A 14,164-nucleotide genomic window follows, 5' to 3' on the forward strand; every position below is an offset into this window, starting at 1 on the left:
TTGGAAACATATTGCCATAAACGTACAAAAATCCCGAGAAAGACTGTAGCAACCACTGCCCAACGCTGCCAAACCAGATTACGAATATCCATAATTTATCCCGATAAAAAATTTATGCTTGACTTGCAAGTCTCACAATATCCTGAGTCACAACTCTCGAATTCATAATGAAAGTATGCAGCACAGAAACAGTTTGTAAAGGAACCCCCGTCAAAATAGTCTCCTTCACCGTCAACAGGCCATCATTAAAATTCTCTCCAAAGGCGAATACCGTCCGCGCGGACCTGCGATGCCGGCGTAGATTTTGGTCGGCACATCGGGCAGAGGCAGAGATTGCATAAAGCGTTCATTGGTCAACACCCTCCCACATCTCCCATAAAGAGTTTAATCAAACGTTGATGCGCAAAAATGCGAGCCGCACCACACACCTGAGTTGGAGGTGCGAGAAAGAAACAGGCTTTCGGCTTGTACAACAAATCCGGTAAAACGGCGCGCGTCAAAACCGTCCCCAGAGAATGCCCCACGATAATATAATCGTTTACCTGAACGCGTTTCTCAATGAATTTTTTATACCGCCGGATACATTCATCCCATCTTTCAAAGGTAACAGAATAGCCAAAAAGATGAGGCCGTATATTCGACCTCCACAACCGCGCCGCCAACAAAGACACGCCGCCGGCGTACGTCCCATCCATGAATAAGGATCGCATCCACCCACACACCTCCTGCAACACATCAACACAACGTCTTCGCAAAAACAGGATCGATCGCCCATTCTATTCAAGACAAATTTTGATATTGGTCAAAACATAAATAATGTGCTCAAATGCCAAAAATACTTTAACACGAATGGCGCGAATTCCACGAATATTTTGGTTTTCGCGTCATTCGTGTCATTCGAGAAATTCGCGTTTAGGTTCATCTCTTCAACTTACCATTACTAATTTTTTTACCGTGTAACCAACATGGTACCAATTTTTGCAGTAAGAATAGTTGGTTGTACATTCGAGAAACACAAGCCAGATTTTCAAATTATAACCTTCTCCAAAACTAATGAAACTGTAATCCAAAACTTATCCCTCGCAAAGGCCCTCAACTTCTTTTATGGTTATAATACCCAAATGGACTTTTTCCTCCCCGAAGACAATCTCACCCGCGCTGTTCCCGAAGAAACAAAGATCAGCTCGCTTTCCGCCCAGCCATATCCCGATGGCCGCCGCCTGCGCGTCAACATCGAAATCACCCCCTTCCAACAACGCCCCTACATCGAAGTCATCCTTCACGACTCAACCGGCAGCGAGATCGCATCCACCAGCATCGTTGAACCCATGAGCTGGAAACTCGAATTCACCATGCACATCCGCGGCCAACTCAACAACCCCTACGCACTTCACGCCCGATTGTATTATCCCGAAGGACCATCCAAAGAACCGCTTATTTTTTCTTTTGATGTAGAACCGCCTTCGGCGACCGCATCTGACTCACCCGAAGCTGATCCCGCTTAATTGACATCCTTCATGCCTTCGCATATTGCCACCTCCCCCGCGAAAATATTATTTGCATTCACCATTACCAGCCTCCTGCTCTTTGGCTGTTCCCAATCTTTGGAAGCAACGCCTCCACCAGCAGCAATCACCACAGAAACACCCATTGCCACAAACACACCAGATACCATCCGCTATAGCGGCGAAGGCAATCTCATCTTCCTATCCATCGAAGAAAATGGGCACGCCCATCTCTTTGTCCAAAGCAACCGTCCTCAGGATCTGCCTCTCACCCGCATCACCAACGGCGAATGGAACGACATCGCCCCCGCCCTCAGCCCCGACCGCACACAACTCGCCTTCGCCTCAGACCGCAACGGCGGGTACTGGGATCTCTTCACCATGAACCTGCAAAGCGGAGATGTAACCCAGATCACCAACACCCCCGAATACGACTCCGCCCCCTCATGGTCACCCGATGGACAGTGGCTCGTCTTTGAAACCTACACAAACGAAAATCTTGAGATTTCCGTTGTCTCCGTCAATGACCGCACCCAACCCATCATCCCAGTCACGCAAGACTCTGCGTCAGATCACTCTCCCGTTTGGGCACCCGATGGCCGGCACATCGCCTTCATCTCCTTGCGCGGCGGCGAAAGTGACGATGTCTGGCTCGCCGATCTCGATCTGACCGGCGAGGACCGATACCAAAATTTAAGCAACACACCTTTTGCATCTGAAAACCATCCCGTCTGGAATTATGACGGCTCGCAATTATTATGGGCATCCATCTCTCAAACCGTCGGCTTTAGCGGACTGTATATCTGGGAAGCCAACGACCCCAACCGCACCGCCCGCTGGATCGGCGACGGCACCTGGGGCGCATGGAATGAAACTGCCGAACAGATCATCGCCATCACCAGCGGACCCAATCAACAATATATTTCATCGTATGATGTCCGCGGAAATTTATTGCTGCCGCCCACCCCCCTGCATGGCCGTGTGCGCGGCCTCGCCTGGGGACTTGCGCAAATCCCCACCCCCTTTCCAAACTCATTTAATCAGGCTGCAATCTTTACACCTGCAGCATTATGGTCACCGATCATCACCCCTGGCGCTGAAGTACCCAATCAACGCTGGTATGTTGTCGCATTGGATGATGTGCAGGCTCCCTTCCCGCAATTGCATGACCTGATCGATGATTCATTCAACGCGCTGCGTGACCGCATCATCCTTGAAACAGGCTGGGATGTGCTTGCAAGCATCGAAAACGCCTTCGTGCCGCTTACCACCAACCTCGAACCCGGCCTCGAAGAAGACTGGCTCTATACAGGCCGCGCTTTCGCCATCAACACCTTGATGACCGATGCCGGCTGGATGGTCGTCTTGCGTGAAGATGTTGGCGCACAAACCTATTGGCGCATCTATGTCCGCGCCAACACACAGGACGGTTCATTCGGCGAACCGATCCACAATGCACCCTGGAATTTAAGCGCACGCTACGAGCTTGATCCGCGTACCTATGAACAGGGTGGAAAATACGCACCGGTGCCTGCTGGTTACTGGGTCGATATCACTGCTCTCGCAGCAGCCTATAACTGGGAGCGTTTACCCGCGCTTCCCAATTGGCGCACTTATTACGCCGGCAGCCGCTTCACTGAATTCACACTCACCAACGGCCTGACCTGGTACGCAGCCATGCAGGAGCTATATCCAGCTGAAGCGCTTATCACGCCAACCCGCGTCCTACCGCCTACATTAACTCCAACACAGACTCCTTCGATCACTCCCACACCACGCCCTTCACGCACGCCGCGCCCAACCAGTACACCATCTTCGACGCGCACACCGTCTGTAACCCCAACCCCCTCCCCCCCCCAACATTAACCCCAACCCCGCCCACCATCATCCCGTAACCTGCTGCATAATGACTTCGCGATGATGAATTCAATATAATAATTCATCACAATAATTCGATACAATAATTCGCCACAATAATCTCTCTACAATAATTTCCCTATAATAATTTCACTCCTTCGGAGTTTCATACAGTTTTTATATGTGTTTATCAGCAGACAATCTTCTCTTAATAAGCGGATGTTATCCAGCAAACAATCCCGAAGGGACGGCAAGATTGTAGAAAACAAGAAAGCATCCAACGTAACCCCAAAGGTGTGTTGACGGTTCGTCTTATCGCTCACCGTGTCGAAACAGATAACATGATTTTAGAAAAAAAAACGTATTCGCCAAACCCGAAGGTGTCAGGGTTGTAGAAAATAAGAAAGCATCCGACACAACCCCAAAGGGGTGTGATGATTATAGAAATAAAAAAACGCATCCCAAATCCCGAAGGGGTGATATGGAATTAATGAACATAATCTAAAATAACAAGACACAAATTTTAAAAGCCGGTACAAACCTTTAAGAAACGATTTCTAACAATCACGCAAAACCTATCTGCCAAAAATTATCGTGCGTAAGGCAAACGAACAAACCATGAAACTCAAACGAACACTCCCCGCTTTATTATTGATCGTGATCCTCTCTGCCTGCGGACAAGAAATAGCACCGGCCAACCCAACGCCAGTAGTGGCCGAAGCGGCAGACCAGCTTCCGGTCCAGATGGATGCGGAAATTACTCCGTCACCGATGCCGTTTCAATTCGTCCTCCCCGCTCCGGGCGCAGAACCTATCTCGGGCTGGCGTCCGCCCCTGTATCCCATTCCATGGGCCTTATCACCCTATGATCATTTTTATTTTGCGCGCCCCATCGCCGCAGATCAGGTCAACTGGCCGATCCCTGATTATCGCTATGGCGGCATTTTCTTTGCGCCAAATATTGTGCATACCGGCGTAGACATTCCCACTCCCGAAGGCACGCCGATCATGGCCGCCGGCCCGGGGACTGTGGTCTGGGCGGGCTGGGGGTTATTTACAGAATCACCTTTAAATAAAGAAGACCCCTATGGTTTGGCAGTTGCCATTCGTCATGATTTTAGCTACAACAATCAACAGCTTTATACGGTTTATGCCCATATGAGCGAAGTGATCGCAATGGTCAGCCAACATGTTGAAACGGGCGAATTGATCGGGCTGGTCGGCTCAACCGGCGCAACGACCGGGCCACATGTACATTTTGAAGTGCGCTTCCCAACCAACTCATTTCAAAATACAGTCAATCCTGAGTTATGGATCTCGCCGCCGCAGGGCTGGGGCGTATTGGTGGGACGTGTGACTGACACAAAAGATAAAACTTTACAGCAAGTGGAAGTCACCGTCCGCTCGGAAGAAACAGATGAATCAAATATTGTCAAAAGTTACGGCGGCGGCGGAGCGATCAACGCGGACCCATACTACAATGAAAATCTTGTCCTCGGTGATTTGGCCGCGGGCATTTATAAAATTTCGCTTAAATATGATGGTAAAACCCGCCAAACATGGGTTGAGATTTTCCCCGGCCAGGTGACTTACTTTACATTTCAAGGTGATAATGGCTTTGGCACCGAACGCCCAGCTACGCCGAAACTTGATTCTTTACCCAAACTGACTCCCACTCCTTGAGATAAAAATAAAAGGCTTGCAAAGAAATTTTCCTTGCAAGCCTTTTATTTTTTATTCAGCGAAGTTTATGCTTGAGGGGCAAAGCCCAATCCGCTTTCAAATTTTGCACGGATGGCGGTCAATTCCAACGGAAGCTTGTCCTGCATTTTTTCAAACAATTGATCATGCTGTTGGAGTTCAGCCTGCCAATGCATTGGGTCAATGCTGACCAGGTCCTCAAAATGTTCGTTGAGAAAATGATCCATGCCTTCCCATGTTAGGTCTGCGTAGGCAGGAATCCACCCAAGCGGGCTTGGCACCGCCGCCGCGCGCCCGTTGACGCGTTCCACGATCCACTGTAATACGCGCATATTTTCGCCATAACCCGGCCAGAGGAAAACGCCGTCTCCATTGGTGCGGAACCAGTTCACCCCGAAGATGGGTATCGGGCTCGCAAGTGTTTGACCAAAATCGAGCCAATGTTGGAAGTAATCAGCCATATGATAACCACAGAAAGGCAGCATGGCAAACGGGTCACGGCGAACCAATCCGAGTGCACCGCTGGCAGCAGCTGTTGTCTCTGAGCCCATGGTAGCGGCTAGATAAACGCCATGTTTCCAATCACTGGATTGGAAAACAAGCGGGATGGTATTGCTGCGGCGTCCACCAAAGATAAAGGCTTTGACCGGCACACCACGCGGATTTTCCCAATCCGGGTCAATCGACGGGCACTGACTGGCCGGTGCTGTGAAACGTGCATTCGGATGGGCAGCTTTGCGGCCGCAGTCGGGCGTCCAGTGTTGGCCGGTCCAATCGATTAATTCAGCTGGAGGAGTCTTGGTCATTCCTTCCCACCAGACATCTCCATCGGGGGTCAGGGCTACGTTTGTAAAAATCGTATTCTTGTTACTTGCGGTCATCGCATTGGGATTTGTCTTTTCAGACGTCCCCGGCGCGACACCAAAATAACCGTTCTCAGGATTGATGGCGTAAAGCTGTCCATCTGAACCGGCTTTGAGCCAGGCAATATCATCGCCAACCGTTGTGACTTTCCAACCCTTAAAAGCCACCGGCGGAATCAACATGGCAAGGTTGGTCTTTCCGCAGGCGCTCGGAAAAGCCGCCGCAAGGTAAGTCTTTTCACCTACTGGTGATTCTATTCCGAGGATCAGCATATGCTCGGCCAACCAGCCTTCGTCACGCGCCATTTTGGATGCAATGCGCAAAGCCGGACATTTTTTGCCTAACAGAGCATTTCCACCATAGCCGCTGCCATAAGACCAGATGGCGCGCGTTTCAGGAAAATGCACGATATATTTTTGCTCTTTATTGCAAGGCCACGCCACGTCCTTTTGACCCGGCTCCAGCGGCGCTCCAACCGAATGCAGGCATGGCACAAACTCCCCATCCCCCAGCACATCCCACACCGCGGCGCCCATGCGCGTCATGATGCGCATGTTGACGGCGACGTAAGGCGAATCACTCAATTCAATACCGATCTGGGCAATGTCAGAACCAAGCGGCCCCATGCTAAATGGGATCACATACATGGTACGGCCGCGCATTGACCCCTCAAATAGTTTTTGCAGCGTCCCTTTCATTTCAAGCGGATCAACCCAGTTGTTAGTGGGGCCGGCATCCTCGGGCTTGACACTACAAATGAAAGTACGGTCTTCCACACGCGCCACATCGCCCTGATCAGAGCGGGCCAGGTAACTATTTGGGCGTTTGCTTTCATTGAGTTTGATAAAAGTACCGTTGCTGACAAGCAAGCTGCACAAATGATCATACTCAGCCTGGGAACCATCACACCAATGGACTTGTTCGGGTTTGCACAGCGCGGCAACTTCTTCGATCCATGCGCGAACTTTTGAATTTGTGACATATGCGGGAAAACGAATAGCGTTCATGATTTATTGATCCTTAATCCATGCCAGTATGTGTTTTGTATGTGCAAAATTTCACAACTAAATTCTGAGGATTATACTGGGTAACGGGTAATTACCCTATAAAAAAACCATTACCCATTTGGGTAATCTTTTTAACCTGACTCAACAAATGAAATCGCGTAAATTGATTTTGGAGTCCATCAACTTGCTGATGGCATTTCCATATTAAAAAAATGGTACGCTATTATGCTCTTGACGCACTGAACATCTGTGCTATACTCTCGCAACACATAACTTTATTAAACCTTTGTGACCTTCATATCCTTTGTGTTTAATATCCTTCAACCTTTACACTTATATTGGAGAACTAAACCATGGCAAGAAAATCATCCCGCACCACAGAAACACCCGCACAAACTCAAAACATCGATAACGCCAAACGCGCCGTTTTGGACAAGGCCGTTGGCGATATTTTAAAACGCTATGGTGACGGTTCCATCATGCGCCTTGGCGAAGCCCATGGCATGGTGACTGAGGTCATCCCCACCGGCTCACTCTCACTCGATATTGCGCTCGGCGTCGGCGGTATTCCACGCGGACGTGTGATCGAAATCTACGGTCCTGAATCTTCCGGTAAGACCACACTCTGCCAACACATTGTGGCAGAAGCACAACGCCTGGGCGGAACCGCTGCCTTCATTGATATGGAACATGCACTCGACCCAAGCTATGCGGCCAAAGTCGGCGTGGATATTGATAACCTGCTGGTCTCCCAACCAGACACCGGCGAACAAGCACTCGAAATCGCAGAGACTCTCGTCCGCTCCGGTGCAGTGGATGTGGTCGTCGTTGACTCAGTTGCCGCGCTCGTACCCCGCTCCGAAATTGAAGGCGACATGGGCGATGCCACCATGGGTGTGCAAGCCCGTCTCATGTCTCAGGCGCTGCGCAAACTTTCCGGCGCGATCAACCAGACCAAGACATCGGTCATTTTCACAAATCAACTTCGCCAGAAGATCGGCGTGATGTTTGGTAATCCTGAAACCACCACTGGTGGTCAGGCCCTTAAATTCTATGCATCGGTTCGTTTGGACGTGCGCCGTATCCAAGCCATCAAAGTTGGCGAAGAAGTCATCGGCAATCGCACCCGTGTCAAAGTGGTTAAGAACAAACTCGCGGCGCCTTTCCGTACCGCTGAATTTGACATCATGTTCAACGAAGGCATCTCGAAATCAGGTGACGTGCTTGATCTCGCCACCAAATTTGAAGTCCTCACCAAACGCGGCGCCTTCTTCTCTTATGGCGATATCCGCATCGGCCAGGGACGTGAGAACGCCAAAGAATATCTGCGCGGCAATCTCGACATGATGAACGAGATCGAAGGCATCATCCGCCAGAAAGCACTTAGCGGCGAGATCGCTCTTCCGCTCGATATGGGCAATGAAGGCGGCAACGCCATGGATGCCGGCGCAGCAGTCGAAGAAGAATTGTAAGTCACACGCTCAGATCATATTTAGACTTCGGAAGTCTTTCTTGTGGAACTCCAACCAGGGGATCTCGAAAAAGACTTCCGAAGTCTTTTTACTTTATGGTTTAATAAGGGTATGCTTCGTATCCGTATCATGCTCCGCCCATACCTGCTCGTTGTTCTATTAACATTGACCTTCGCTTCAGCTTGTGCGCCGCAAATCACCCCTACCCCATTCCGCCCGCCGACAAAACCTGCGGCCACGCAGATCCTTTCCACCACCACACCCATCCCCGCGCTTTACACGCCCGTTCCCACATCCACGGCTACAGCCACACCCACCGAAGGCCCATGCAGTAACAACCTTGAATTTTTACAGGATGTCACCATTCCAGATGGGACTTTCATCTCATTCGGCGCATCCATAGACAAGCAATGGCTGGTCAATAACAACGGCACCTGTGACTGGGATTCCACCTATCGCTTGAAATGGATCGGCGGCGATCCGCTCGGTGCAGCGCAGGAACAGATCCTCTACCCGGCACGGGCGGGTACACAAGTCACATTGCGCATTGTCTTCACCGCTCCCACAGCGGAGGGCAGATGGAAGCGCGTTTGGTGATCCCATCTTTATGAAGATCGTCGTATCCCAATAGGAATCCTCAATATGACCACTCAAACTCAATTTCCGCTTGTCTTTAAAAAACTAAAATCCATCCTTGAGCCATATTCATCAAAACTAATGACCAAAATAGACACAGCAGATGGATTCTCATTGGATGGTGCGCACAGCGCAAAGTGGGAAAAGGAACTTTTCTTTGGCGCGGCGCAAATAAAAAAGAATTACGTTTCTTTTCATCTGATGCCGGTTTACATGTACCCCGACCTGCTTAAGAATATTTCGCCTGAATTAAAAAAGCACATGCAGGGAAAATCATGCTTCAATTTTCAAAGAGATCGAAACATCCCTGTTCGATGAATTGTCTCAACTCACCAAACAGGGATTTGAACGTTTTATAAAAGAAGAGTATTCCTGAACTGACGGACTCAGCTTACCCGCATAAATCCAAACAGACTCCACAGTCCTCGCATAAATTTGTGACCGCCATCCGGGTCTAAGAATTGATTCGGGCACGAACCGGGGATCACCTCGATACCGTTTGCCTTGCACATCTCCACCGCTGATTGTGAAACGCTGGTCATGCTCTGCGCGAGACCGGGCTTGGTGCCCATCATGCAATGCATCCAGACATGCTTGATGCCCAGATCCACGCATTGCTGCACGATCTCTTCCGTTACTTTGGGGTTGGTCAACATAAAGACCGCATCCGGTTTTTCAGGAATGGACTTCAGGTCGGGATAGCACGGCGCGCCATCGTAGGTGGAAATACGCGGATTCACCGCATATACCTGATAGCCTGCATCCTTGAATTTTTTATAATTCAAATTACAGCCGGTCTCACGTTTATCCGACACTCCAACGACAGCGATCTTCTTCTGCGCCAGAAACCCCTTCACCAGTTCATCAATTTTTTTCATACAAGCTCTCCCATATCACATATTCTTTTTGGCACTTTGCTGGAAACCACTTCAACATACGTCCCAACGCACTTTTTGGTTCTGATTTACAGTATACAAAGAGCAATATCCAAAATATAGATGATGAAAATCACCCTGTTCAAAATCGCATACTGAGACCGAATGGAAATGGTATCATTGCCGCATGACCCCGACCCAAAAACGTATCTTCGCCATTCTGATCTTTATCAGCGCCGCCTATTTCGCTGTTTTTATCTTCCCCAACAACACCGGCGCAAAAGACCAGATGATGATCTCGCTCTTCGAGCCGGATGAGTTCGCACAGTATCCCGTTGTGCAAAACATGCTCACCGCCGGTGAGACATTCAAACAAACCGTTTACAACTTCATCACCTACGGACATTATTATTACGGCTCGCCTTTTTACTTTTCAAGCGCCCTGCTCCTGCTGCCGGTCAAACTCACCGACAGTCTGCGCGCATCGTCCCAGCTTAATATGCTCCTCCTGCGTCAGTTCATCAGCGTTTTACCCATGCTCGGTGCGCTCCTGCTTCTGACCTACACCCAAACCAAATTCAAATCCGCGGCCAAATCCATCGGCTTGTTTATTTTTCTGCTTTCGGTTTCCGCCGTTGTTGAAAATAATCTCTGGTGGCATGTGGATAGTCTTGCGGTCTTTTTTGTAGCCCTGACTTTATTCTTCCTCGACCGGGATGATCAGCGCTTCGGCATTAACTTTGCCCTCGCCGCCGCATCCACCGGACTGGCAACTGGCACCAAGGTAATCGGCCTCTTCTTCGTTTTGACCATTCCCACCTACCTGTTGATCGGGGTGCTCTCCAAAAAATTAACCTGGCGCAGCGCAGTTTTACAGGGCGTCTTATTCGTCGGCATCATGGCCGCGGCCATCGTCATCTCCAATCCATTTTTGCTGCTCTCGAGTCAGAGAGATCAAATGATCCTGACTCTCTCACGTCAATCCGGCTCCATGTCTGAAGGCTGGACTCTGGCTTATGATGTCGGCCCGGCTTCGTGGTTGAATATCATCACAAGACTATATGGTCAGTTGATCTTCATCACGCTGGCATTCATCGCCCTCGCCCTCGGCATCTGGCGCGGAGAAAATCGCACCCGTCATTTAATGATCGCGACCTGGGCCTTTCCGCTCGGGTTGTATGTTTTGTTTACGATCGCGATCAAACCCACCCATTTCTTTCTGCCTATTCTGCTCCCGGTTTACAGCAGTTTGATCGTCTTGTTTGAAGTTTCCGCCTTTCACCGATAAAAAATCGCGCACCCCCGTCTCCCTGCTTCTGGGCGGACTCGCACTTGTGATCATTGCCTATCAATTTGCGATCTACATTAACAAGGATGTGGAACTCTATCGCGAAGTGTTGACACGCGAAGAACATGAAGAGTCACTGGTCTTTTACAGCACCATCGAAAAAGACTACCTGCCCCTCATTCAAACAGATCAACAATTAACCATCTTCCGCGATGTGCGCATGTACTTCCCCGATAACGACAAGTGGAATGTCCGCACGTATTGGAACAGCAAATACAGCACCATCGAAAAGCTCAAACCCGATATCATCATCCTCTGGTCACAGCGCATTCTTGATTACACACAGGAAGGCGCCCTCGAAAGCGCCGTGGACCCGGTCGCATTTCAAGATACCTACACCTTCTTCGTCGATGCTGATAAAGACCAGATCCGCGGTTATCAGCTGGTCTATCGCGACGGCGAAGGATTAATGTTCGTCAGCGACGCAGTCTACGAGCAATACTTCCAAAAATAAAAAAATAATACTAGCCACCTGACTTTTTTTTGGACGCCCGCGAAGCAATCTGCGTCCTGTTTTAAAACTGTCGGGTGGTCAGGTCGATTATAGGTATGGTTTTATAGGATATGGGTGGATGTCCATTCTCTATCAATCCCGAAGGGATGAAATGATTGTAGCAAAAAACATATTGAAAACCAAACCCCGAAGGGGTGTCATGGATTTTTTCGATCTCTGACACCCCTTCGGGGTTGAATGCTGCGGTATCTATTTCCTATAATCATTTGACCCTTTCAGGGTCATAAGATTGGGTTATGAAACATGGTGACAAATTCACTTTACATGGTCGATTACCAGCCACCTGACCCTTTGTTTTTTTGGACGCCTGCAAAGTGATCTGCGTCCTGTTTTAAAACTGTCGGGTGGCTAGAACTAATACATGCACAGAGAAAAAACGACAAACTCTGTGCCTATATTATTTCATACGGTTTGCCAAATTTGCACACCCGCAGACAACTCAGGCAAAGGCAAATTTCCATTCATGACAGTACTGGTCTGGCCTGTAAATAATTCCTGAAAAATGGTTCCATTCGAAATTGCGCCGTGTTCAACAGAGAGTAAACCTGCCGGATGCGCGGCGGGTCCGCGGTTGCCAATGACGATGATCTGTTCTTCGTCCGTATCACGCAGATAGGCCAGTAGATTTTCTTCAGCCAGTAAAACCTGAAAACCGCCATCGATCAATGCCGGAGATGTTCGGCGCAATTTGATCAATGTTTGATAAAAAGCTCGCAGACTCGCATCCCATTGGGTGGAATCCCAGATCATGCAATTCCGTGCCTCAAGCGCATCCCTGCCGGTCATGCCGATCTCATCACCGTAATAAATACAAGGCACGCCCAAGTAGGTCAAAAGAAAGGCAACCGCCAGACGGTTACGCGCCTGGTCATGATCAAGAACATTAATGAAGCGCGGTGTATCGTGCGAGCCCAGCAGATTAAATTGCTGCCTTGCGATCACCCACGGAATGGCGGCGCGGCTGGCCTGCCATGAATCCACCAATGCCTGAGTAGACCATGTCACTTTTGATTTCACATTGCGCGGCTCGGCATGCTGATTCACCTCAAAGCAATTGAGCCAGTATCCGATCGGATTTGCAAACCCAAAATAATTCATGCTTGCATCCAGACGATCCCCTTGCAATTGCTGGCTGCTGTCAAAGAAATTTTCGCCCAACAAATACGCCGATGGATTCTCTTCCTTCACAGCCTGCCGAATCCCTGCCCACACTTCCGCTTCCAGTTGATCTTTGCCATGCCGGGCAAGCATATTTGCAACATCCACCCGCCAGCCATCCACGGCATAAGGCGCTTTTAGCCAATAACGAAAAATTGCGTTCGGCCCCGCATAAACTGTATCGCGCAGATTTTGACTGCGATAATTTAACTTGGGCAGGCTGCGCACACCCAACCATGATTCGTATTCATCGGGGTGTTGATGGAAGTTGAAATAATCTGCGGTCGGCGCATTGGGATCCTGTAATGCAGACTTAAACCACGGATGTTCCACGCCGCAATGATTGGGAACAATGTCAACGATGAAGCGCATCCCCCGTTCCGCAGTGGCAAGCCGCAGGGAGGTCAGAGCCGAATCACCGCCCAGATGCGGGTCCACGTTGTAATAATCCACGACATCATAGCGATGATTACTATAAGCCGTAAATATCGGGTTGAAGTAAATGGCATTCACGCCGAGGTCGGTTAGATAATCAAGGCGTTGTTCAACGCCGGGCAAATCACCGCCATAAAATTCGACCATAGCCTCCGGCCAGCCGCTCTGTTTTTCTCCCCATCCCAGTGACCTGGACTGTAACCCTTGATACTCAAATTCACCGTTGTGGACATTACTCGCAGGGTCACCATCCCAAAACCGGTCGGGAAATATCTGATAAAAGACGCTGTCGCGTACCCAAACAGGCGCGGCATAATCTGCCAGCAGACGGAAGTCTTCCGCATCAGTCGGTACGTGGCGATGCAATCCGCTTCCGTTGTACCACCAGATCCCATCTTTGGTGAAGAGCAGGAAACGATAAGAGGTCAACGGCATACTCAAGCGGAGTTTTGCCTGCCACCAATTACACGCGGATGAATTCCCTGAATTCTCGATCTGCATCTCGGCAAAAAATTGTTCTCCATCAGGACAGGTGCGCAACAGAATGCGCTCAATGGGCGCATCTACTGCGGCGCGCAGCCGGATCGTAACTTCATCTCCCAAATGCAAATCTGTATCTGCGGAGGAAAGTACGTAGCGTTTGGAACCATCGTGATGAATTGATAAAAGATGGGCGGAAAGTGAGGTTGAGGATGTCATGCCGCCTATTCTATCAAAAGCGCGTCCATGAATAAACGAGCTTCTGGCGCGGTTATGAGATAATCATCACAGACACAAGGCTTAATGTTCTGT

At 49.6% G+C, this 14,164-nt stretch carries 12 protein-coding genes; 8 read left to right on the forward strand and 4 right to left on the reverse strand.

Annotation, left to right across the window (positions count from 1 at the left end; genetic code table 11):
• Positions 1-231: 231 nt before the first annotated feature.
• Entirely contained in the window at positions 232-357 is a 126-nt protein-coding gene (locus IPL71_RS19800; protein ID WP_345324624.1) for a hypothetical protein, read from the reverse strand.
• Positions 358-1,121: 764 nt separating this feature from the next.
• On the opposite strand from IPL71_RS19800, the gene IPL71_RS19805 reads away from it, so the two are divergent.
• The 3 genes from IPL71_RS19805 (at position 1,122) to IPL71_RS19815 (ending at position 5,045) form a co-directional block, all read left to right on the forward strand.
• Positions 1,122-1,505 (forward strand): hypothetical protein, encoded by a 384-nt coding sequence (locus IPL71_RS19805; RefSeq protein WP_345324625.1) that lies wholly within the window; start codon positions 1,122-1,124, stop codon positions 1,503-1,505.
• Between the two features lie 12 nt (positions 1,506-1,517).
• Positions 1,518-3,371, forward strand: a complete 1,854-nt coding sequence (locus tag IPL71_RS19810) for a TolB family protein (RefSeq protein WP_345324626.1) — start codon at positions 1,518-1,520, stop codon at positions 3,369-3,371.
• A gap of 609 nt (positions 3,372-3,980) precedes the next feature.
• Positions 3,981-5,045 carry a M23 family metallopeptidase gene (locus tag IPL71_RS19815; protein WP_345324627.1) on the forward strand — a complete coding sequence of 355 codons (1,065 nt, stop codon included), beginning with the start codon at positions 3,981-3,983 and terminating at the stop codon, positions 5,043-5,045.
• Between the two features lie 65 nt (positions 5,046-5,110).
• On the opposite strand, the gene IPL71_RS19820 is transcribed toward IPL71_RS19815, so the two are convergent.
• A complete protein-coding gene (locus IPL71_RS19820; RefSeq protein ID WP_345324628.1) occupies positions 5,111-6,934 on the reverse strand; it encodes a phosphoenolpyruvate carboxykinase (GTP) in 1,824 nt (607 codons plus the stop codon).
• 353 nt (positions 6,935-7,287) lie between these two features.
• Here IPL71_RS19820 and recA point away from each other — a divergent pair, with 353 nt between their 5' ends.
• The 3 genes from recA to IPL71_RS19835 all read left to right on the forward strand — a co-directional run bounded on the left by recA (position 7,288) and on the right by IPL71_RS19835 (position 9,360).
• On the forward strand, positions 7,288-8,406 hold the full coding sequence (gene recA / locus IPL71_RS19825; protein ID WP_345324630.1) for a recombinase RecA: 1,119 nt from the start codon (positions 7,288-7,290) through the stop codon (positions 8,404-8,406).
• Between the two features lie 111 nt (positions 8,407-8,517).
• The gene (locus tag IPL71_RS19830; protein ID WP_345324631.1) at positions 8,518-9,003 is read left to right on the forward strand and encodes an NBR1-Ig-like domain-containing protein; all 486 of its coding nucleotides are present in this window, start codon (positions 8,518-8,520) and stop codon (positions 9,001-9,003) included.
• Between the two features lie 45 nt (positions 9,004-9,048).
• Complete coding sequence (locus tag IPL71_RS19835) at positions 9,049-9,360, forward strand: hypothetical protein (protein WP_345324633.1); 312 nt, start codon at positions 9,049-9,051, stop codon at positions 9,358-9,360.
• A 68-nt stretch (positions 9,361-9,428) separates the two neighbouring features.
• Here IPL71_RS19835 and IPL71_RS19840 read toward each other — a convergent pair whose 3' ends face one another.
• A complete protein-coding gene (locus IPL71_RS19840; RefSeq protein ID WP_345324634.1) occupies positions 9,429-9,920 on the reverse strand; it encodes a CoA-binding protein in 492 nt (163 codons plus the stop codon).
• A 184-nt stretch (positions 9,921-10,104) separates the two neighbouring features.
• Here IPL71_RS19840 and IPL71_RS19845 point away from each other — a divergent pair, with 184 nt between their 5' ends.
• Together IPL71_RS19845 and IPL71_RS19850 are read left to right on the forward strand one after the other, a co-directional pair.
• Positions 10,105-11,205 (forward strand): hypothetical protein, encoded by a 1,101-nt coding sequence (locus tag IPL71_RS19845; RefSeq protein ID WP_345324635.1) that lies wholly within the window; start codon positions 10,105-10,107, stop codon positions 11,203-11,205.
• Positions 11,180-11,719 carry a hypothetical protein gene (locus tag IPL71_RS19850; protein WP_345324637.1) on the forward strand — a complete coding sequence of 180 codons (540 nt, stop codon included), beginning with the start codon at positions 11,180-11,182 and terminating at the stop codon, positions 11,717-11,719. Before IPL71_RS19845 ends, IPL71_RS19850 begins: the two co-directional genes overlap by 26 nt.
• A gap of 462 nt (positions 11,720-12,181) precedes the next feature.
• On the opposite strand, the gene malZ is transcribed toward IPL71_RS19850, so the two are convergent.
• Positions 12,182-14,071, reverse strand: a complete 1,890-nt coding sequence (gene malZ, locus IPL71_RS19855; RefSeq protein WP_345324639.1) for a maltodextrin glucosidase — start codon at positions 14,069-14,071, stop codon at positions 12,182-12,184.
• Positions 14,072-14,164: the final 93 nt, after the last annotated feature.

Source organism: Candidatus Villigracilis proximus, from assembly GCF_016717045.1.
In the GTDB taxonomy this organism is placed as follows: Bacteria; Chloroflexota; Anaerolineae; order Anaerolineales; family Villigracilaceae; genus Villigracilis; species Villigracilis proximus.